Raw genomic sequence first — 21,168 nt, 5'->3', positions numbered from 1 at the left:
AACCTTCTTATTTTACTATGAACCAGGGGTTTAGCAAATTCTTTTTATTATACACTAATGGTTGCATGTTTTCAAACTGATATGTCATTTTGCCGCTTTGTCTGACAATAGCATCAGCCGCCGCCGTATCCCACTCCATAGTTGGTCCAAGCCTTGGATAAATATCTGCACTTCCATCAGCCACCATACAAAGCTTCAAAGAACTTCCCCTGTTGCTTTGCTCTTTTTTTTCTGCTGCAAGAGCATCTATAAATGCTTGTGTCTCTGGTGAGAGGTGTGATTTTGAAGCAACAATACGAAGTTCCTTTTGAGGATGGCTGTTTACATGTAAAGGAAGTTTTTGTCCGTTTTTAAACGCGCCCTTGCCTTTTTTTGCTTTGTACATTTCTTCTGTTGCCGGAGCATATACTACACCTAAAACCGGTGTGTCTTTATGAATGAGCGCTATGTTTACGGTGAACTCGCCATTGTGCTTTATAAACTCTTTTGTCCCGTCTAGGGGATCAACACACCAGTAATATTGCCAGTTTTTTCTTGTTTCATAGGCTGTCTGCTTATTTTCTTCAGAGAGTATCGGTATATTTGGATACAGCTTTTGCAAAGCCAAACCAATAATTTCATTTGCTTTGGTGTCAGCTTCCGTCAAAGGAGAGTTGTCATCTTTGTACTCTACCGTAAAATCTTTTTGATATATTTGCATAATGGCTTTGCCTGCCTCTTTTGCAATGGTGACAATCTGCTCTAGGTCAATCTCTTCTAACACGTTAAATATCCTCTTTTTTGTAAATATTGTATAATTATCTGGCTTGCTTCTTCAATGGTCATTTTATCTGTTTTTATATGTATCTCTGCTTTATTTGGTATTTCATAGGGTGAAGATATACCTGTAAAATTTGGAATTTCTCCTTTTATTGCCTTTTTATACAGTCCTTTTGGATCTCTGTGTTGGCAGACTTCTAAAGGAGTATCTACAAATATTTCTATAAATTCATCGTTTGCAACAAGTGCTCGTGCCTTGTCTCTTTCTTTTTGAAAAGGAGATATAAAAGCACTCAAAACTATAAGGCCGCTCTCAACAAACAATTTGGCAACTTCAGCGACTCTTCTAATATTTTCAACTCGATCTTCCTCGGAAAAACCAAGCCCTTGATTTAAACCCGTACGAATATTATCACCGTCTAAAAGGTAACTGTGTTTTTGTAATTGATTGAGTTTTACTTCTACGGCATTAGCCAGTGTAGATTTACCGCTGCCGCTTAAGCCGGTAAACCACAACACACAAGGCTTCTGCCCTTTTATAGCTGCTCTTTTTTGTTTGCAAAGCTGATGTTCATGAGGAATAATATGTTTATTATTTGACATAATGCCTCTTTATATATTTTACTACTGTTTGCACAGCTTCTTCTATATCGGTCGTATCCGTGTCTATGACTATTTCTGCATACTGTGGTTCTTCATATACATCATTTATACCAGAAAAGTTCTGCAATTCACCTCGTATTGCTTTAACATAAATACCCTTGTAATCTCTTTGCTTGCAACTCTCTATATCTGCTTTTACATAAACAACAACATTGTTTTTCACCATCTCGCGTATAGCTTTTCGACTCTCCCTGTAAGGAGAGACAAAGGATGCTACGGTTGAAATAGAATTGTGTTGCAGCGTTTTTATAAGGTGTCCTATCCGTTTCATATGTCTGTTTCTGTCTTCTCTTGTATACCCGATATTTGGAACGACTTCCCTTATGTCTTTGGAATCTAAGCGTTCGATGGGAATATGAAGCTCTTGCAGTTGTGTATAAACTCTGTCAGCTATAGTTGTTTTTCCTGAGAGAGGCAGTCCTGTAAACCATAAATTAAACGGTTCTATTTTCTTTTTCCCCCAACGAATCTTCATCCAGGCTCTCTCATGTGCCCAGTAAAGACCGACTTTTAGTACGGTCTCTATCATTCCTGCAGCAATCGCCAAATCAAGTCTTCCAAAAAAAAGATACACAATGATAACAGTAGTCGTTGTAGCAATAATACGCCAGCTTATACCTTTAACAACGGAACGTTTGTTTGTCTCTTTGTACATTAAATTACTTTGCAGTTCCACTCGGGAAAGTTTTCTCTTATATACTGGTTCAGTGCTTTTTCCGAATCGGTATAATTTCTTGTTTGGCTCTTTCTTTCATGCTCTCTTGCTGCCACATCAACTATCATACCCGCACCCACTGTATTGTTTGTCACTCTGTCAATGATAACAAAACTTCCCGTCTGGCGATTTTCTTTGTATTTGTCTGCTGCTATCGGACGGGTAAGTGTTATTTTACAAGAGGCTATATCATTGAGCTGTAACGCTTGTACCTGCTCCCTTTTATACGTATTTATATCTATTTTATAGTTAATATGTTCAACATGCCCACTGATAAATGAAGATGCACTTTTAATCTCATAGGTTTTTCCTACCTGCATCGGTGTTTCATCCATCCACACAAGCATAACTTTCAATGCATTTGAAACTCTCGGCATTGCTTTGGTGTGCACAAGCATATCTCCACGACTGATGTCAATTTCATCTTCGGTAGTAATCGTTACCGCCATTGGGGCATAGACTGTATTACATGGAACACTGTTATTCTCTTTGGTAATATCTCCGGCATTGATGATACTTTTGACTTTTGTCGTTTTTCCCGAAGGCAGTACCGTAATTTCATCGCCGACTTTCACACTGCCACTGGCAACAGTTCCACAAAAGCCTCTAAAATCTAAATTTGGACGGTTGACATACTGCACCGGAAATCTAAATTCTTCCTCTTTTATCTCTTTGGAAATATCCATCGTATCGAGTAATTCCAAGAGTGGTTTTCCATGATACCAAGGAGTATTATCACTTTGGTTTACAACATTATCCCCATTCAATGCACTTAAAGGAATATAGTATCTGTTTTTAATACCCAGTTCAGTTGCCAAGCTTTCATACGCTTTTTTTATTGCGTTAAATACATCTTCACTAAAATCTACTAAATCCATCTTGTTGGCAGCTATTATGACATGTTCTATGCCTAAAAGATTGACTATAAAACTGTGTCTTCTTGTTTGTGTAAGAATTCCTTTTCTAGCATCTATTAAAATGATGGCAACATCGGCCGTTGAGGCACCTGTTACCATATTTCTGGTGTACTGTTCATGCCCTGGCGTATCGGCAATAATAAACTTTCTTTTTTGGGTTGCAAAAAATCTATAGGCTACATCTATGGTAATTCCCTGTTCCCGCTCACTTTGCAAACCATCAACAAGCAAAGCCATATCCAACGTCTTACCCGTTGTACCGTATTTTTTACTCTCACGCTGTGCAGCAGAGAGCTGATCGTCAAAAATCATCTTGCTGTCATATAAAAGACGGCCAATAAGCGTAGATTTTCCGTCATCTACACTGCCGCAGGTTAAGAAACGGAGCATCTTTTTGTTTTCATGCTCTTTGAGGTAAGCTTCTATGTCTAAAGAGATTTTTTCATTCTTTGCACTCATTAAAAATACCCCTCTGTCTTTTTATACTCCATAGCACCTTCACTGTCTTTATCTATCAGTCTGCCTTCTCGCTCACTTGAAGTTGAGAGCAACATTTCACGGATAATTTCAGGCAGTGTTGTTGCATTTGAGTTGATTGCACCGGTTAGAGGATAACATCCAAGCGTACGAAAACGCACCATCTCTTTTTTCGCTGTTTTTCTGAGTTGCTCCGGCATTCTGTCATCATCGACCATGATTTTTACACCTTCATACTCAACCACTTCACGCTCCGCAGCAAAATAGAGTGACGGGATAGAAATTCCTTCCAAATAAATATACTGCCAAATGTCAAGTTCTGTCCAGTTACTTATAGGAAACACTCTGACACTTTCCCCTTTGTTTATTTTAGTATTATATACATTCCAGAGTTCGGGTCTTTGATTTTTGGGATCCCATCTGTGGTGTTTGTCACGAAAAGAGAAAATGCGTTCTTTGGCACGGGATTTTTCCTCGTCTCGTCTGGCTCCACCGATAACAGCATCTTATCCGCCTTGATTCAGCGCTTGTTTGAGTGCCTCTGTTTTCATAATATCGGTATGGACTTTGCTTCCATGCTCAAAGGGACTTATATTCATGGCTACACCTTCAGGGTTTGAATGCACAACAAGATCAAAGCCCAACTCTTTGGCACGATTATCACGAAACTCTATCATCTCACGAAATTTCCACAGTGTATCTACATGTAAGAATGTAAAAGGAGGTTTAGCAGGAGCAAATGCTTTTAAAGCCAAATGAAGCATAACGGAAGAGTCTTTCCCTACTGAGTACATCATAACAGGGTTGGAAAATTCTGCCGCCACTTCACGGAGAATGTGAATTGATTCCGCTTCTAGTTGTTTGAGGTGGGTCAAATAATATTTTTCAATCACATCAACATTTCGAAAAATTAATAAATTCTTCATCTCCGAAAGCATTGATAAATGTACTAATTATTTTATCAATATATGCTTCTGAAACATGATGAGAGGAACCATCATCCTGTCCATAGCCATCTCCACGATAAGAACCTATCCAACGAACAATTTCAAATGACGGCCAGTAGTAGATATCTTGATTGTTTTTTTGAATAACATTCTCAATGGAACTTCTTAAAACAGATTTCGACAAACAGTCTGCAATAACTGCCGATTTTTTTTCAAATGTCACAGATAACGGAACAGGCGAGAGGGTAAGAATAATCTTTTTATTGCCGCTTAAATCTTTTAATATTTGTATAATTTCATCTAAATTTTCCGTATTTTCCTCAACAGTTGTCGTTCTAAATTCATATTTTGTTTTTAGCGCACCCAGACTCAGTTGAGAAGCTCTAGGCATAACAAACTTTTTAGAGGAACGATCAAAAAAAGCCGGTGCTACTCCTAATGTAAAAATCAAGATATCTGCATTCATGATTAAATTTTTATAATAAGATGCTTCCTGCTCAAAAATTAATTCCATTTTTTGAGACAAATGCTCATCATTCAGTGTTCCGTTCACCCAATTAAGAAATGTTTTATTTGCATATGTGCTATTAATATATTCGCCTATTGTAATATTTTCCGCATTCACATTCTGCTTTCTTAATACTCTTGCCAAGTTTCCTGCAAAACAAGATCCTAATGTAACCACATTGGATTTTTTATTTAAAATCGTCGGCATATCCTCCAGTTCCGGTACAATATATTTTGTAATAGCTTCAGATAAATTAGAAAAATCTGAATGCATCACAGGCCACCTGTTAGCTTTAAACTGCTTGTTCTTTGACATATATTTTTTCAGAACTAATTTCAAGTCATCATACTCTTTTTGATATATTTTATTCTCAGGAGCTAATTCCAATGCTTTTTTCAGATGTATTGCTGCCTTGTCAAACTTATTCTCAATAAAATACTCTTTTGATAATGTATAATGGGCAGCTTCATAATTTGATTTGATTTTAATAGCTTTTTTAAAAAACTTTTTAGAGCCTCTTTTTCCCTGTGTCTGTATTGCCAATCCTAAATGAAAAAATGCAATCTCATTCTTTGGATCCAATGCGGTTACCACCCTTAAATGATTCTCGGCTTTTGCCATATTTGACAGTCTTTGTGTATCAGAACTAATCAAACGCAAGGCAAGCCGTAATCTTACAGCAGTGTCCATAGGTCTCTTTTTAAGAAATTTATTCATCTCTTTAATAGCTTGTTCTACATCTTTTATTGCAAAAAGCTTTTCTCTTTTTTTTTGTATTTGCTTCACAGTAACTCCATTAGATTTATATAGTTTTTTACTTAATGAATAAAAAATCACTCTCAATTGTTTGATTTTCTGGAACAGGTCGGGGATGAAAAAAAGATTCTTTGGAAAAAGAAAATTGATCAGTTTCCAATATTTTCTCTGTATCAAAATAACTCGATAACAACGGGATTGCCCAACTTATACCCCGAATAACTCTCCGCCTAGTATTTTCAGTCAGCTTTCCCCCTCCATGCAAACAATAAGTATCTAAAAAAACGACAGAACCGGCTTTGCCTTCTATAGGATGACTCGCAACCAAATCTTCCTCTTTCAAGAAGTTTTTTTGATACAATGAATTACTATTATTTTTATACTGGGACAATGCTATATTTCTTGTCCGTGCATGTGATCGTGGAACAATTCTCAACGCGCCATTAGCTTGCGTAGTATCATCAAGATATAAACACATTTTCAATGCAGGCACTCTGTCATAATGCAAATCACTGCCTAGAGATTTTCCTTTTTTAAAGTCGTCTTCTACTTCAAATTGATTCAAAACATTTTTATCATCAATTTCTATATTATAATGTTTAAAATATTCTTTTGTTACTGTAATTGAAAAATCAGAATAAAAATGTTTTAATAAATGCTTAAAACCTTTATCATGTTTTTCAAGTGTTCTTCTTTTAACCTGTGCCATTTCACCATTGCCAAAATCAATTTTATCAGTCAAGGAAACCGGTAAGTTCATAACATCCGAATGATCACTGTAGATAGCATCGACTTCTTCTTTTGAAAAAAACTCTGGAAGGATCACAAAGCCATATTTGACAATAGTATCTGCAACGTCTTTTTCTGTAAACGGTTTTGAGAGTGTCATATTTGTAAAGTCAAACATCGCTCTTCTCCTTTTGAGTGTTATGTTTCTTGATAAACACATTCTAACGAAACCTTTTGTAAATTTTTATAAAAATCAGGAGCAGTTTTTTGTACTACATTGCGAATTTGAACTTTATGAAAATAAGAAAGTTTTTTTCTGTTACTGTTAGCCTTTCCCTCTCGAAAATGCGATACTCCTATACCTTGCGATAATGCTTCTTTTTTCATAGAACCAAAAGCCGTCGTATTTTGAATGTTATTTACTTTTTCACTTGATGCCTCTATATCCAGAAAATTTGATATTTCAGCAAGAACACTTTTTTTATTTTTTACTATATTTTCAAAATCAAAAATCAAACTTTCGCACTCCAAACTGGCAAGACTCATTCTGTTGAAATGCTCAATTATTTCTGCCATTCCATTCCATCTCAGCCCATCTCCCTCATCAAAACCTGTAATGATCAAAGAAATGCCTTCTTCAAAACTAAACTGTTTCAAAAAACTGTCTTTCGCGTTGCCTCGTCCAATGTCTGCATCAATATCATTATAAAAATGATAATATATTGAAACTACTACATCATAAATATTTCTCATCACAAAAATTGTTTTGGCATTCTTCTCATTTAAAATTTTCACGACTTCAGGTGTCGGAACCAAATGCCAGCTGTAAAAGTGATTATCGACAAATTGTAGCTGTTTAGCATTATAGTATTTTTTTTCACCCGGAATTATTTCAGGTTCAAAATATTCCATATTTGTTAAAGAAGTTAAAATCTTTCGCATAAGCCATGTTCCGGCTTTAAAACCCGATATCAGTACTACAGGATTTTCATTATAATGCATACCCAAGTTCCCTAAACCTTTCTTGTGCCTCTTGTGAGACAATTTTATCTATGGCCTCCAGTTGCCAGTCTTCATAAGATTCTTTTTCATTATCTGCATTGACATATACTTTTTCTTCTCCTCGAAAAGGTTCATATCGCCAAGAATACACCCTATCCAACAACTCCTCGTCAAATGCCACTCTGTCATGTGTCAAATAAGAAACAACTTCTTGAAAAGAATCTTTTGAAGCAATAATATCTTCGAGTTTTATATGTTTTGTCTCTATAGACAAATCTTTCATCATATGATGATTTAAAAATGTCAAACCTCTGTAAAAAGCCCAAATATGGACATCATCTTTGGTATAGGGTCTCAGATTTTTATATAATTCATGCTCTACTATATTCCATTCATGTTCTAGCGGTTTTGTTTTACCGCTGCCCATACGCATATTTGTTGCTCTCCATCTGGTATAAAAAAACAACCAGACATAGGGATGCCTGACAAGATTTACCCATCGTACCTTATCTCCGTATTCCTTTACCAAAGGCTGCATTTTATGTGCTCTGTATGAATAACAGTCTCCCGTAGCTTCATAGGTTCTGCCCACATCTGAAATAAATTTTGTAAATTTTAACAAATCAGGTCTCTCTGAGCGGCTTCTTTCATCAAAATACTTTGGACGAGAACCTTCATTGGCTATATAGACAAACATCTCAGGATGAGCATTGAGTGATTTGCAAAACCAGCTGTACCAGTGATCTCCCGCATAGCCTTGCGATGTTACGTAAAATACATGTGAATCAAAATCGTCCATTATCACTTCCTTTTAATTGCTCAAAATCTGTCAAGACCTGCTCTGCTCTATGCACCCATAAATGCTTTTGTAAGACTTTTTCTCTTGCATTGTGTGCTATATCTTTTAGCTTATTTTTATTGTTTAAAATACTCAGGTCAACATTTTCATCATATATATCGACATTTATATAATCTTCGTTATGTTTGAAGTCTAAAACTTCCCAGGGGTGAGTATATTCAGCATGTGCTTTTGCAGCAGCAACTACAACACCGGAAGCCATTGCATCAAAAGTTCTAAAATGAGGATAGTTGCCGTCATGTAAAAGTATACTGGCTTTTTGCATTGCCTTATTTAACTCCGAGGGACTTTCTATATACCCTTTATAAAACTTTTGAAACCTTTCATACAGCTTCCAGTTTTCGCTCCCGTAAATAGCTATTTCTTTATCAAGCTTCAAAAACAGATCTAAATAAAATTCTCTTCTAATTTGCCTGAAACTTCGGCTGCTTATATCATATAACATTGTCTTGTCTATAGGCATATTTAACTCAATTCCCGCAGCGAAAAGAGAATCTAAAAAGGGCTGTGTATGTTTGAGTGTCAATACATGCTTTTTTACAAGAGGCAGTAAATCAGTAAAATATACATTTTTACTCTTCGATTTTCCTACAACCCTTGTAAGCTCAGAAGAGGTCCATTCTTTTGAAATATGCCCTAAAAAAACAAGCTCTGACTCTTTTTTCTGTTTTGACAATGGCTTATATATGGTTTTATCGGTAGCCGGAGCCAAATAATAAACATTCTCAATACTAGCTTGTTTAAATTTGTCCACCCAGTCATTTGCCCAAGGGTATAAAATATCACTTCCTTGAAAATTTTCATGCACTCTTCCCCAAAAATCCACTACCCAACAAATATGCGCAATGCCTGAGGGGAAATTTTCTATCTCCGATTTGACTCTATTCATTTCAAAAACAAAATCCGGTTGGAAACTTTCTATTTTTTTGATTAATTCTTTACTTTCAAGTAAAGTATGTCCACCCTCAACCAAGCACCCTGCTTCCTCAAAACCTCCTTTGATAGATGGATACAAATTAGTATAAAAAGGAGAATTGCTTGCCAAATACAAAAGTACCTTTTTTTGTTTATACATCTATAATCTCACTCAAATATTTATTTTTATAGACAAATTCTTTTCTAAATTTTTTAATGTTATCAAGGTAATTGCTATATTCTGACTTTGCTTTATCGAGTATGGTATCTATTTCATCAAGATTGTTATTGGAAAATACGATCCCCAACTGATATTTTTGTACCAAATTACTCATGGAAACAAATTTACTGTTGACAAGTATCGGTAAACCTGCTTCAAGATAAAATGCAAATTTACTGGTAATTGCATATTTATAGAGCATATTGTTCACTCCTGTTGCCTCTAATTCGAAAAAACCATAATCGTATTTATTCAACACTGAACTATTGAGCGCTTTTCCTTTGACAATATTGAAGTTATCATTTACAAAGCTTTCAAATATGAAATCTTGATATAAATCTTTATTTTGAAAAAAATTGTCATATACATTTTCCGGTAACACAAAATCTATTTTTACTGCTTGGCCGGTTATTTTTTTAAGAGATCGCAAATGTGCTTTTCCAGGAAAATACTCCTCTGGTCTTGCCGTAGGCTGTATATTTCCTGCATATACCAGATGCACTACTTCACTTTGGGAAATTTGTTTGCTGTGAAAAGAACTTTCATTGCAGTATTCAGGGAAAAAAACAAATTTCTCCTGGCTTGTTTTATACTCTTTTGCCCAAATTTTTGACTGTTCTGCCGTAAAATGCGATAATATTTTATACGCATTTTTAAAAATATATTCTATAGCTTCATGGTCTTTATAATCAGGATATAAAAACTCATAGACTTCTTTTGAAGCAAAATTCCAATCTTTTATGTTCACAACTACCTTTGAAAACTCTTTCGTTAATTCAGCTGCAAACTCATAGCATGTCATCCACGCCCTGTGAAAAACCACATCATATTCCAAATTTCTTAAGATAGTTATGATCTCCTGCTTATCCCTGGCAACTATGATTTCATCAAACAAATCTGATTCCACTCCCGAAATATCCGAGCCGATATACAACAAAGTTGTTTTTACTGCAAAAGTATCATTTGCATGGAGCCATTTCACAACTCTCTGTATTGAAAAATCCTGTTTTTTAAAGGCACCGTCTGGCGGGATAAAAATGATATGTTTGGGTCTGTTTTTTTGACTCACAACTACTGTACTTTCTCTTCTACTATATGAATCAGTTTTTTTGCAAAACTGCTGTACTTATGATCATCAACAATAGTGCTCAACTCTTTTTTTACGGGAGTTTTTCGTAAAATATCATTCAATTCGGACAGATTCTGAAAAAACACCAGAGAGTCCTCATAATAAGGAGGTGTTACAAGTTCTTTATATCTACAGTCATACACCAGCGGTATACATCCGCTGGCAGCAGCTTCCAGGGTTCTTTGCTGCACCAGATAATCTGGATGTGCCACAATGGCATATGTTGCACCGTTATAGACTTTTGATATGTCTTCTCCATAGTTCAGTACACCTTTATAATAAGGTTTTATAATTTCATACTTTTCCCATCCCCATCCATACACTTCGATATCATAAGCAATATCCATTTTGCATAATTCAAGCAGTGTCATATCCCGTATCACAAAGGGGATGACATATGAGTTCAGCAATTGGTAGCTTTTATTATACTTTTGAGCCAAATAATACTTAATATCCTCACTGAAGACACCGTCTGCTTTATATATTTCAACTGCTTCATGAATAAGGGTATCAATACCTGCCAACTCACCTAAATCTTTCGCATTGCTTCCGGATAAATAAGGCATATAATTTTCCAGATAGGAGCCTCCTATAAAAACGACCTTGGCTTTTTTTTCAATACTTTTGTCTACTTTATATAAATTTGTATTGATACAAAAATTTTGTATCTCAGACGAAACACCTTTTTTATATAAAGCATCCTTTACCCCCGGAAGGAGTGCAAAGACAAAATCTCTTTTGCGGGTATGGATAAGTTCGTCATTTGTTATTATCGGCATGGAATCTTGAAACCATACAAAATTGAAAACTTCTTCCCCTAAGAAAGAGTTGTTCATATGATTGATACTAATAATAATATGAGGATTAAACTCTTTTAACAGCTTTTGGCAATCAACATCCAGAGTACCATAGTCCAAATCAAACAATACCTCATAGCCCATATCTTCCAGGGTATCCGCAATATTTTTTGAAACATACTGCATGACCTGTGTATATGCCGAAGCATACAAGTAAAACCGCAACGGCTCTTTGAAATCAGGTTTTGCTTCTTTAATGTTTTTTAGATAATACCTCTTCAGTTCTTCTCTGATGATATGTGCCTGACGGACAGAGAGTTCAAAGTTTTCCACTATTTCTTTTTTTACTTCATCAGAAAGATGCAAGCCGGCAAAACTGATACTCTCAGGCAGACGATGTATGCCAAGCGCCAAATCATCAACCAGATTATTAAGCGAAACAGGAATAAGGTTTGGCAACTGTTCTTGATCAAAATTTGCACTCTCTTTGTCATAGTAGCATACCTGCAAAACATATCTGTCTCTTTTGTTCTGCTGCCTGGCTGCCCGCAATGCTTCATCCGGATTTAAAAAGAAAGTGTCATCAAATTCCAATATAAAATTACCTTTTAAGAAAATTAAAGATAAGATAACCCATTACTACTTATATGGTGTTTAAAATGAAAAAATTTGCAAAAAAATATATAAACAACTTAATTGCTTTGCTGCAGGAGATAGATTATAAAAGTGTAGAAGCAATAGTAGAGGTTCTTAACTCTACAAAAGGGACTATTTATATTATAGGAAACGGCGGGAGTGCCGCAACTGCATCCCATATGGTCAACGACCTGGGCGTAGGACTCAAACGAAGAGGCATCAAAAATTTCAATATTCAAAGTCTGAGCGACAACACACCGGTGTGCAGCGCTTTAGCCAATGATATTGGGTATAAAAATATTTTTTACATGCAACTCAAAGACAGAATAAACGAAAATGACACTCTGATTGCCATCTCCTGCAGCGGCAATTCAAAAAATATTGTCAAAGCAGTCAAATATGCTAAAAAACAAAACGCCGCCATTGTAGGGCTCACAGGTTTTGACGGCGGAATCTTAAAAAAGCTCTCCGACATTAGTTTTCATATTGCCACAGCCAAGAATGAATACGGACTCGTAGAGGATGCCCATATGATTCTGGACCACATTATTTACAGCTATTATATTTCCAAAGGCAATGCGTGAAAGAGATTACAATTTGTAACAGAAAAATAAGTTTAGACTCGCCTCCTCTTGTTATTGCAGAAATAGGCATTAATCATAACGGTTCATTACAGCAAGCCTTTGAGATGGTAGATGCCGCCCATAAAGCGGGAGCAGAAGTCATTAAGCATCAAACACATGTCGTAGATGACGAAATGAGCAGAGAAGCAAAAAAAGTAATTCCCGGCAATGCTGACATTTCCATCTATGATATTATGAAAAAAGCGGCTCTAAACGAAAAAGATGAAACAGCTTTAAAAAACTATGTCGAATCGCTCGGTATGCTATTTATTTCAACACCATTTTCCAGAGCTGCCGCAGACAGACTTGAACGAATGAATGTATGTGCCTACAAAATCGGTTCGGGAGAATGTAACAATTATCCTTTGATCGAGCATATTGCTTCATTTGGCAAACCCATGATAATCAGCACCGGAATGAATGATATAAAAAGCATAAAAAAAACAGTTGCAATTGTAGAAAAACACAATATTGATTATGCACTTCTTCACACAACAAACCTCTATCCTACGCCTCCAGAGCTTGTAAGGCTTGGTGCTATGCAGGAGTTGCAAAATGAATTTCCACACATTCCCATAGGGCTTTCAGACCATACAACTTCCAACCTGGCTTGTTTTGCGGCCACTGCACTTGGAGCGGTAATACTTGAGAGACATTTTACCGATTCCATGGACAGAGAAGGTCCAGATATTATAAATTCTATGGATCCAAAAGCACTCCGGGAACTCATACAGGGCTCAGAAGAGATTGCTAAAATGCGCGGCGGGAAAAAAGAGGCTGCACAGGAAGAACAGGTTACAATGGATTTTGCTTTTGCAACGGTGGTAACGCTTGAGGATATTCGAGAAGGAGATGTTTTTACAGACAAAAACCTCTGGGTAAAACGCCCGGGTACAGGAGAAATACAGGCAGAATTTTTCACACAGATACTTGGCAAAACCGCTGCAAAATCGATCAAAAAAGATACCCATCTCAAATGGAATGATATAAATGCCTAAAAGAATAGTCTTTCTTACGGGAACCAGAGCAGACTTCGGGAAAATAAAGTCCCTTATAGAGGTTACACAAAACGATAAAAATTTCGATGTCCATATTTTTGCAACCGGTATGCATATGAACTCAAAATACGGCAAAACCGTCAATGAAATATATAAAAGCGGTTTTACAAATATTTACCAGTTCATAAACCATGACGAGATTAACCATATGGACAGAACTTTGGCAAAGACCATTGACGGATTCAGTACATATATTGCTGAAATACAGCCTGAACTCATCATCATTCACGGCGACAGAATAGAAGCGCTCGCAGGCGCTATTGTAGCGAGTCTTAACAATATACTGGCAGCACACATCGAGGGAGGTGAGGTTTCAGGAACAGTGGATGATTCCATTCGGCATGCTATCAGCAAGCTGTCCCATCTGCATTTGGTTGGAAACGAACAAGCCGGACAAAGGCTTGTTCAGCTTGGAGAAAATAAAGAAAATATTTTTCTTATAGGCTCTCCTGATCTTGATTTAATGAATCCCGATACACTTCCCTCCCTGGAATTTGTAAAAAATTATTATGAAATTCCTTTTAAAAACTATGCACTTGTGATGTTTCATCCGGTCACTACCGAATTTGATGCAATGCAAACCTATGCGCAAAACCTTGTAAAAGCCCTTGAAGACTCGGATAGAAACTATATTGTCATTCTTCCAAACAACGATCTTGGTTCCCATGAAATCATGCATGAGTATAAAAAGCTCTCTGCAAATCCGAAATTTAAAATTTTTCCCTCTATTCGTTTTGAATACTTCTTACAGTTGCTTCGCAATGCAGATTTTTTAATCGGAAACTCCTCAACTGCTATGCACGAAGCCCCTTATTATCATATTCCTGCGATAAATATCGGATCAAGACAAAAAAATCGTTCAAAAAGCAAAAATATCATCAATACCGGCTATGCATACAAAGAAATTTTACAGGCAATTGAATCGGTCAAACATTTTTGCTTCCAAAAAGAACAGTTTGCATTTGGCAAAGGAAACTCAAACCAGCTCTTTTTACGTCTTTTGCAACAAGAAAGTTTTTGGAAAACACCCAAACAAAAACAATTTTATGATTTGGAAAGCAAATGAAAAAAGTATTGGCGATTATTCCTGCAAGAGGCAATTCAAAAGGGCTTAAAAATAAAAACATATACCCTCTGAATAAAAAAGAACTCATCTTGTATACAATTGAAGCTGCAAAAAACTCAAAATATATTACAGATGTTTATGTCAATTCAGACAGTCACAAGATTCTCGATATTGCCAGGAACTGCCAAATAAAAACATATCAAAGAGAGGCAGAACTTGCCCTTGATGATACAAAAACACAGGATGTTGTTTATGACATGTTACGCAATATAGATAAAAAATATGATACGGTCATCTTGCTCCAGCCAACATCCCCTTTGCGGGATGCAAAAGACATAGATGAGGCTTTTGACCTGTATTACAGTTCCCAGGCCACATCCCTTATCAGTATGTCTGTTCCAAAACATTCGCCGTTCAAGGCATTTACACTCAATGAAGACAACTATCTTACCGGAATTGTAAACAATGACTATCCCTTTATGCCTCGTCAAAAACTACCGACAGCCTACTATCCAAACGGGGCTATTTATATTTTCGGGAATGATATATTTCTAAAAACCAAAGAGTTTTTCAGCGACAAAACCATTCCCTATATTATGAATGAGACAAAGAGTATAGATATCGATTCAATTGAAGACATCATGCTTGCTGAGCAAATCATACAAAACACATAAAGGTCTTTTTTATGCAAACCATACAAAACAAAGCTATTCAGACATACAATGACAATATGAACTATTTTCAAGAGAAACACGAAAATCTCTATACGAAACTCAAAGCACTTGAAACACTCTTGGAAGACGGCCGGTATCCGCACAAATATGACCTGGAGTACAAAGACGGCTACTTTGATGTCATAGAGCTACAAAGCACTCAACTGCTTTATAATACAGATTCAAATAAGTTCTCATCAGAAATATTAAAAGCTGTCAATACAAAAAAAGATGCCCATGTCTTTGAAAGTTTTAAGGATTATCATTATCGGGATGAGGATATAAAACTGTTTAAAACATTACAGGCAAGCGATTTGTTTGCAACAACTGCCCCAATTATCCATTACTATAATACCCATCATGAAAAATCACAACATATGAAAGAGATTCACAAATTTATATTTTTTGGCACAGGTTTGGGACTTCATCTGCCAATGCTTATGAAAAAATACAATTTTAAAATGTCTCTTGTCATTGAAGATGATATAGAACTTTTCAGACTTTCACTCTTTACCTGCCAATATTCTCACATTTTTAAAAATAAACTTGTTTATTTCAGTATTGCCCAAAATGAACATGAATTTCAAACAACTTTTACACAGTTTTTTGAAATGTCTTTTTCTTACAATCATTATATTAAATTTTTTGCTTTTTCCAATCAGTATGACAAAAAAATTCAAAATGTGCAAAAACTCATACTGACACGTCCTGAAAACTCCTATCAGCATGAACTGCTTTTAATAAAAAACAAAAAAGTCATTCATACACTGACGCAAAAATATAAATTTCTCAATCTGCTCAAAAAAGAAGAGGAGTCTTTCTTTGACGATAAACCTGTTATTATTTTGGGTGCCGGACCCTCTTTGGACAAAAACATACAATGGCTGAAAAACAATCAAAATAAATTTGTTATCATTGCTGCCCTTGCAAGTTTAAAAACAATTCTTGATGCAGATATAAAACCCGATATTGTCATGCAGATAGACGAAAAAGAAGCAGAAACCACAGCTCTTTTGAAAAGACTTAAAAATAAAGAGTTCTTAAAGAAGGTTCCCTGTATCTTTTCAGCTTCTGTTCCACAGGTTTTACTCGATGCATGCACAAAAGAGAATATCTATCTTATTGAAGACAGAACATACTATAAACTTAGAAAATCTTATCTTGAATCAGCAAGTATCGGTGAGGCCATGTATGCAGTTTCACTTATATTCAATGCCAAAAACATTTATTTGCTCGGACTTGACTTTGCACTTGCCGAAGACGGCACAACACACGCAAAAGAACATCACGGTGTAAAAAAAATTGATGAAGATGAAACTGCGGATACAGATGCTATAGATATGGACAAAAGTCTCTTAAATATCAAAGGAAACCTTAGAGCTACCGTACAGACAACCCCGAGACTTTCAATGTCCATCCCTATTTTCAACCAAAGAACCAGAGACTACAAGAGTACACAGCAACATGTATATAATCTGAATGACGGGGCATACCTCGAATCTGCCGAACCTCTGCAGACAAGCAAAGTCAAGCTTGAAACAGCACTGAATAAAAATAAGCTCCATACACAACTGCTCTCTTTGTTTGATCATTACGCAACAGCTGATTTCAATGCAGAAGAGACCGCACTGCTCCAAGAAAGAAATATTCAAATAGAGAACTTTCAACAAAACATTCAGGATTTCAAACAGACTCCAGGTGCAGATGCAGAACTGTTTTTAAAAAACTATGCTGCTATGATGAATTCTATGCTGCAACAAAAGCATTTGGAACTGCTTCAAATTTTAACTATATATTTTCTTACACTCTCTTCTTATGTATTTGATTTTTTCAATACAAAAGAGCTGAAAAACAATAAAAAGCATATCAAAAAACTAAAGACGGAAATTGCAGAGCAGTTGAATAAAATAATAGAATCATATAAAGATGATTTAAAGAAAATAGTATAGAAAATTCTCAAGCCAAAGCTTGAGAATTGATAGAAGACTACCTACTGAAGCAGTCTCAGTACATTTTGCTGAACAGCATTTGCCTGACTCATAGCATATGAACCAGACTGTGCCAAAATGTTCAGTTTAGAGAAGTTTGCACTCTCTGCCGCGAAGTCAACATCACGAATCTGAGACTCAGCTGCTGTCACATTGACCTGAGTTACAGAAATATTTCTGATTGTTGATTCAAGTTGATTTTGGACAGAACCAATATCTGAACGAGTTTTATCAACATCTTTCAATGCATAATCTGCAGTAATAATCGCTTTTTCCGCATTTTCACGTGTTGTTACATCAACGGTTGAAAGATTGTTGGTCAGACCGACTGTCGCACTTGATGCAATGGCTGATGTTTTTCCGTCATTGACACCGTCTGTCAAAGTAATTGTTGACATTTCAAGAGGGGAATCTAAACGGAATCCGTACTCAGGCGATGTTGTTGTGGAGTTGCTTGTTTCAAACAGACTTGCCCGAACAGAAACACCATTTGTTTGTGCTGCCTGATTGAAACTGTCAACCAAAGACTGAGCGATCGCATAAGCATCATTAGCACCCGCCGCCACTGAAATAGTTGCAGTAACACTTGTTGTTGTCGCATCTGCATTCGTAACTGTAACAGATAATGTTGCACTACCTGCCGCTGAAGCACCAGTAGTATTTCCAAAACCTACAGTTGTTTCCGCTAAAGCAAACTCACCTACTTTTGCAGTCTGTGTATCACTGATTGAAAGCTTCACTGTCTCACCGGAATAGGCACCAACATGAAATGCTTTGTTTTGGTAAGCACCGTTTAAGAGTGTTTGTCCGTTAAATGAAGTCGTCGAAGCGATATTTTGCGCTTCTTCAAGAAGTCTGTCAATATCCGCCTGAATTTTTTTACGAGTGTCAAGAGTTTGACCATCAGATGCCGCTTGAATAGCTTTCGTTCTGACAGTATCAATAATTTTTGTATACTCATCCAACGCACCGTCAGCAGTCTGTGTTACACCAATCCCGTCATTTGCATTGTTGATAGCCTGACCGAGACCCTGTGCCTGTTGACGCAGTGAGTTGGCGATTGCCATACCAGAAGCATCATCTGCCGCTTTGTTAATACGCAGACCTGAAGATAAAGCATTTAAACTTTTGTCTAAACCCAAGTTTGTCTGTGTTGCATTACGCAATGCATTCATTGCCGCAACGTTTGTGTTAATTCTAAAACCCATAATAAATCCTTTTCTATGGAAGAGCTTTCGCTCTTTGTATTTTTTGTTCTCTAAAAGGCATCCTTGCCTTGAGACTGTAACAATATCGTCAGTCAAAAAAATAACTTTAATTTTTTTTGCAAATTTTATAAATTTAAAAATATTTCCTTATTTTATTCTTTTTCGCTACACTTCCAAAACCAAAAACCAAATCACTATACTATATATAGGAAAACTATTTGAACTTAATAATCGTCGAATCACCCGCAAAAGCCCGTACTATCAAGAACTTTTTAGGCAAAAACTATGATGTCATTGCCTCAAAAGGACACATCCGGGATTTGCCAAAATCCCGTTTTGGAATTACAATTGATGAAGAAACTCATGAAATTATTCCCAAATACTCTGTCGCCAAAGAAAATGCGCCAACTGTCAAAGAGATAAAAGAAAAAGCCAAAAAAGCCGACACAATTTACATCGCGACCGATGAGGACCGCGAGGGAGAAGCAATTGGGTGGCATATTGCCCATGCTATCAAAAAAGACCCCGAAACACTCCCGCGTATTGTCTTTCATGAGATTACAAAAACAGCCATCAAGCATGCACTTGAGAATGCAAGAAAAATAGACATGGACATGGTAAATGCCCAACAGGCCCGTCGTCTGCTTGACCGTATTGTAGGCTACAAGCTCTCGCCTCTGCTTGCTTCTAAAATTCAAAAAGGCTTAAGTGGCGGGCGTGTGCAAAGCTCGACACTCAAGCTTGTCGTAGACCGTGAACGCGAAATCAAAGCCTTTGTTCCTCAAGAATACTGGACTATTGACACTCTTTTCAAGCCAAATATCGAAGCCAATCTTATCAAACACAAAGAGCAAAAAATTTCCAAACTCTCCATAGAGAACAAAGAACAGGCAGAGACAATTACCCAAAGTGTCAAAAATGATGACTTCAAAATTGCAAAAATTGAGACAAAACAGCGAAAAAGTGCCACGCCGCCGCCGTTTATGACCTCAACCCTGCAACAGGCTGCTTCAAGCAAACTCGGATTTACCCCGAAAAAAACAATGATGGTCGCCCAGACTCTGTATGAAGGTGTCAAAACTCCAGACGGTACTTCAGGGGTCATTACCTACATGAGAACCGATTCACTCAACCTCGCACAAGAAGCCGTGGGTGCAGTTCGAGGCATCATTGAGAGCCGTTACGGCAAAAAATACCTGCCCAAAGAACCAAAGGTTTATACGAAAAAATCAAAAGGCGCACAGGAGGCACACGAGGCCATCCGCCCGACTATGCTGCAGTTTACACCCGAAGTGGCACAAAAATTTTTAAAAGCCGATGAAATCAAACTCTACCGCCTCATATATGAGCGTTTTATGGCATGTCAGATGGAAGATGCGCTCTTTGAGCAGCAAAGCATTATCTTTAAAGGCAATGAAAATGAATTCCGTGCAAGCGGACGAAAACTCATTTTTGACGGTTTTTATGCGGTCACGGGAGCAGAAGACAAAGACAAACTTTTACCTACTTTAAAAGAGGGTGACAAAGCTGAAATTCAGAGTGTAAAACCCGAGCAGCACTTCACAGAACCGCCATCGCGTTACTCTGAAGCAAGTCTGATTAAAAAACTCGAATCAGAAGGCGTCGGGCGTCCATCGACCTATGCCCCGACAATTGCGACACTCTCCAACCGTACCTATGTGACCATAGAAAAAAAGCAGATTATTCCGACAGAAATCGCTTTTACCGTGACAGAGATTCTGGAGAAAAACTTTCCAAATATCGTTGATATCAACTTTACGGCTGAAATGGAAGAAGAACTCGATGAAATCGCCGAAGGCAAAGTGGACTGGCAGAAACTGCTCCTTGAGTTTTATGAAAAATTCATGAAGCAGATAGAAGCAGGAAAAGAGAACATTGTCTCGCTCAAACTTGCCAAACCGCTTGGGCGCACCTGCCCTAAATGCGGCGAACATGAACTGCTTCTGAGAAGCGGACGTTTTGGAAACTTCATCGCATGCTCCGGTTTTCCAAAATGCAAATATACAGAGCAGTGTGACGAAGAGGGCAACGCGATAGAGAAAAAAGAGACAACTGCCGATGAAAAGTGTGACAAATGCGGTGCGGATATGATAGAAAAGAATGGCCGTAACGGAAAATTTCTTGCATGTTCAAACTACCCTGAATGCAAAAATACAAAAAGTATTAATGTCGAAGAGAAAGTGAGTGAGACTCCTTGTCCTGACTGCGGCGGAAAAATCAGCCTGAAAAACTCTCGCAGAGGCCCTTTTTGGGGCTGTGAAAACTATCCTGAGTGTAAATTTATCTCAAAGTTTGAGCCGACAACCATTAAATGTAAAGAAAAAGGATGCACAGGTGTACTTGCGCCTCGTACCTACAGAAATAAAGAGGTGTACGAATGTGTGAAGTGTAAAGCGCGTACACCAAGAGAAGAGATAGACAAGGCTTAAAATCCCTACTCAGTCGGCACTAAAGTACCGATT

Annotated in this window: 18 protein-coding genes and 1 pseudogene; 6 read left to right on the top strand and 13 right to left on the bottom strand. The window is 37.0% G+C overall.

Annotation, left to right across the window (positions count from 1 at the left end; genetic code table 11):
- Positions 1-7: 7 nt before the first annotated feature.
- The 12 genes and pseudogenes from cysQ to MLC35_RS00675 all read right to left on the bottom strand — a co-directional run bounded on the left by cysQ (position 8) and on the right by MLC35_RS00675 (position 11,987).
- Complete coding sequence (gene cysQ, locus MLC35_RS00730) at positions 8-763, bottom strand: 3'(2'),5'-bisphosphate nucleotidase CysQ (RefSeq protein WP_434637283.1); 756 nt, start codon at positions 761-763, stop codon at positions 8-10.
- Complete coding sequence (cysC, locus tag MLC35_RS00725; protein WP_434637281.1) at positions 757-1,362, bottom strand: adenylyl-sulfate kinase; 606 nt, start codon at positions 1,360-1,362, stop codon at positions 757-759. The genes cysQ and cysC (MLC35_RS00725) overlap by 7 nt, the downstream gene beginning before the upstream one ends.
- Complete coding sequence (gene cysC, locus MLC35_RS00720; RefSeq protein ID WP_434637279.1) at positions 1,352-2,077, bottom strand: adenylyl-sulfate kinase; 726 nt, start codon at positions 2,075-2,077, stop codon at positions 1,352-1,354. Before cysC (MLC35_RS00720) ends, cysC (MLC35_RS00725) begins: the two co-directional genes overlap by 11 nt.
- Positions 2,077-3,513: a sulfate adenylyltransferase subunit CysN gene (gene cysN / locus MLC35_RS00715; protein WP_434637277.1), complete on the bottom strand. Its 1,437-nt coding sequence runs from the start codon at positions 3,511-3,513 to the stop codon at positions 2,077-2,079. The genes cysC (MLC35_RS00720) and cysN overlap by 1 nt, the downstream gene beginning before the upstream one ends.
- Positions 3,513-4,457: pseudogene (cysD, locus tag MLC35_RS00710) on the bottom strand (sulfate adenylyltransferase subunit CysD). The gene cysN and the pseudogene cysD overlap by 1 nt, the downstream one beginning before the upstream one ends.
- The gene (locus tag MLC35_RS00705) at positions 4,426-5,823 is read right to left on the bottom strand and encodes a GSCFA domain-containing protein (protein ID WP_434638323.1); all 1,398 of its coding nucleotides are present in this window, start codon (positions 5,821-5,823) and stop codon (positions 4,426-4,428) included. The pseudogene cysD and the gene MLC35_RS00705 overlap by 32 nt, the downstream one beginning before the upstream one ends.
- The gene (locus MLC35_RS00700; protein ID WP_434637275.1) at positions 5,801-6,649 is read right to left on the bottom strand and encodes a phytanoyl-CoA dioxygenase family protein; all 849 of its coding nucleotides are present in this window, start codon (positions 6,647-6,649) and stop codon (positions 5,801-5,803) included. Before MLC35_RS00700 ends, MLC35_RS00705 begins: the two co-directional genes overlap by 23 nt.
- Before the next feature lie 20 nt (positions 6,650-6,669).
- Positions 6,670-7,473 (bottom strand): sulfotransferase domain-containing protein, encoded by an 804-nt coding sequence (locus MLC35_RS00695; RefSeq protein WP_434637273.1) that lies wholly within the window; start codon positions 7,471-7,473, stop codon positions 6,670-6,672.
- Positions 7,463-8,272 (bottom strand): hypothetical protein, encoded by an 810-nt coding sequence (locus tag MLC35_RS00690; RefSeq protein ID WP_434637271.1) that lies wholly within the window; start codon positions 8,270-8,272, stop codon positions 7,463-7,465. The genes MLC35_RS00695 and MLC35_RS00690 overlap by 11 nt, the downstream gene beginning before the upstream one ends.
- On the bottom strand, positions 8,259-9,407 hold the full coding sequence (locus tag MLC35_RS00685) for a glycosyltransferase family protein (RefSeq protein ID WP_434637269.1): 1,149 nt from the start codon (positions 9,405-9,407) through the stop codon (positions 8,259-8,261). The genes MLC35_RS00690 and MLC35_RS00685 overlap by 14 nt, the downstream gene beginning before the upstream one ends.
- On the bottom strand, positions 9,400-10,536 hold the full coding sequence (locus MLC35_RS00680; protein ID WP_434637267.1) for a hypothetical protein: 1,137 nt from the start codon (positions 10,534-10,536) through the stop codon (positions 9,400-9,402). The genes MLC35_RS00685 and MLC35_RS00680 overlap by 8 nt, the downstream gene beginning before the upstream one ends.
- Positions 10,537-10,538: 2 nt before the next feature.
- Entirely contained in the window at positions 10,539-11,987 is a 1,449-nt protein-coding gene (locus tag MLC35_RS00675; protein WP_434637265.1) for a hypothetical protein, read from the bottom strand.
- A gap of 65 nt (positions 11,988-12,052) precedes the next feature.
- On the opposite strand from MLC35_RS00675, the gene MLC35_RS00670 reads away from it, so the two are divergent.
- The 5 genes from MLC35_RS00670 to MLC35_RS00650 are packed head-to-tail and all read left to right on the top strand — an operon-like array spanning position 12,053 to position 17,438.
- On the top strand, positions 12,053-12,613 hold the full coding sequence (locus MLC35_RS00670; protein WP_434637263.1) for an SIS domain-containing protein: 561 nt from the start codon (positions 12,053-12,055) through the stop codon (positions 12,611-12,613).
- Positions 12,610-13,650, top strand: coding sequence for an N-acetylneuraminate synthase family protein (locus MLC35_RS00665; protein WP_434637261.1), 1,041 nt, complete (start codon positions 12,610-12,612; stop codon positions 13,648-13,650). The genes MLC35_RS00670 and MLC35_RS00665 overlap by 4 nt, the downstream gene beginning before the upstream one ends.
- A complete protein-coding gene (gene neuC / locus MLC35_RS00660) occupies positions 13,643-14,776 on the top strand; it encodes a UDP-N-acetylglucosamine 2-epimerase (protein ID WP_434637259.1) in 1,134 nt (377 codons plus the stop codon). The genes MLC35_RS00665 and neuC overlap by 8 nt, the downstream gene beginning before the upstream one ends.
- On the top strand, positions 14,773-15,450 hold the full coding sequence (locus MLC35_RS00655) for a cytidylyltransferase domain-containing protein (RefSeq protein WP_434637257.1): 678 nt from the start codon (positions 14,773-14,775) through the stop codon (positions 15,448-15,450). Before neuC ends, MLC35_RS00655 begins: the two co-directional genes overlap by 4 nt.
- Positions 15,451-15,461: 11 nt before the next feature.
- Positions 15,462-17,438 carry a motility associated factor glycosyltransferase family protein gene (locus tag MLC35_RS00650; RefSeq protein ID WP_434637255.1) on the top strand — a complete coding sequence of 659 codons (1,977 nt, stop codon included), beginning with the start codon at positions 15,462-15,464 and terminating at the stop codon, positions 17,436-17,438.
- A 41-nt stretch (positions 17,439-17,479) separates the two neighbouring features.
- Here the strand turns inward: MLC35_RS00650 and MLC35_RS00645 are convergent, their stop codons facing one another.
- A complete protein-coding gene (locus MLC35_RS00645) occupies positions 17,480-18,685 on the bottom strand; it encodes a flagellin (protein WP_434637253.1) in 1,206 nt (401 codons plus the stop codon).
- Positions 18,686-18,903: 218 nt separating this feature from the next.
- Here MLC35_RS00645 and topA point away from each other — a divergent pair, with 218 nt between their 5' ends.
- Entirely contained in the window at positions 18,904-21,135 is a 2,232-nt protein-coding gene (gene topA / locus MLC35_RS00640) for a type I DNA topoisomerase (RefSeq protein WP_434637251.1), read from the top strand.
- The last annotated feature ends 33 nt before the right edge of the window (positions 21,136-21,168 follow it).

The sequence above is a fragment of the Sulfurimonas sp. NW7 genome (assembly GCF_051132265.1).
GTDB classification, from domain to species: domain Bacteria; phylum Campylobacterota; class Campylobacteria; order Campylobacterales; family Sulfurimonadaceae; genus Sulfurimonas; species Sulfurimonas hydrogeniphila.
The sequence above is the reverse complement of the archived record's forward strand: the minus strand, read 5'-3'. Positions and strand labels throughout refer to the sequence as shown.

Bases quoted from the DNA above. Each gene is read 5' to 3' on its own strand.
- cysC (WP_434637281.1), bottom strand. From the start codon at position 1,362: ATGTCAAATAATAAACATATTATTCCTCATGAACATCAGCTTTGCAAA.
- cysC (WP_434637279.1), bottom strand. From the start codon at position 2,077: ATGTACAAAGAGACAAACAAACGTTCCGTTGTTAAAGGTATAAGCTGG.
- cysN (WP_434637277.1), bottom strand. From the start codon at position 3,513: ATGAGTGCAAAGAATGAAAAAATCTCTTTAGACATAGAAGCTTACCTC.
- MLC35_RS00700 (WP_434637275.1), bottom strand. From the start codon at position 6,649: ATGTTTGACTTTACAAATATGACACTCTCAAAACCGTTTACAGAAAAA.
- MLC35_RS00695 (WP_434637273.1), bottom strand. From the start codon at position 7,473: ATGCATTATAATGAAAATCCTGTAGTACTGATATCGGGTTTTAAAGCC.
- MLC35_RS00690 (WP_434637271.1), bottom strand. From the start codon at position 8,272: ATGGACGATTTTGATTCACATGTATTTTACGTAACATCGCAAGGCTAT.
- MLC35_RS00685 (WP_434637269.1), bottom strand. From the start codon at position 9,407: ATGTATAAACAAAAAAAGGTACTTTTGTATTTGGCAAGCAATTCTCCT.
- MLC35_RS00670 (WP_434637263.1), top strand. From the start codon at position 12,053: ATGAAAAAATTTGCAAAAAAATATATAAACAACTTAATTGCTTTGCTG.
- neuC (WP_434637259.1), top strand. From the start codon at position 13,643: ATGCCTAAAAGAATAGTCTTTCTTACGGGAACCAGAGCAGACTTCGGG.
- MLC35_RS00655 (WP_434637257.1), top strand. From the start codon at position 14,773: ATGAAAAAAGTATTGGCGATTATTCCTGCAAGAGGCAATTCAAAAGGG.
- MLC35_RS00650 (WP_434637255.1), top strand. From the start codon at position 15,462: ATGCAAACCATACAAAACAAAGCTATTCAGACATACAATGACAATATG.
- MLC35_RS00645 (WP_434637253.1), bottom strand. From the start codon at position 18,685: ATGGGTTTTAGAATTAACACAAACGTTGCGGCAATGAATGCATTGCGT.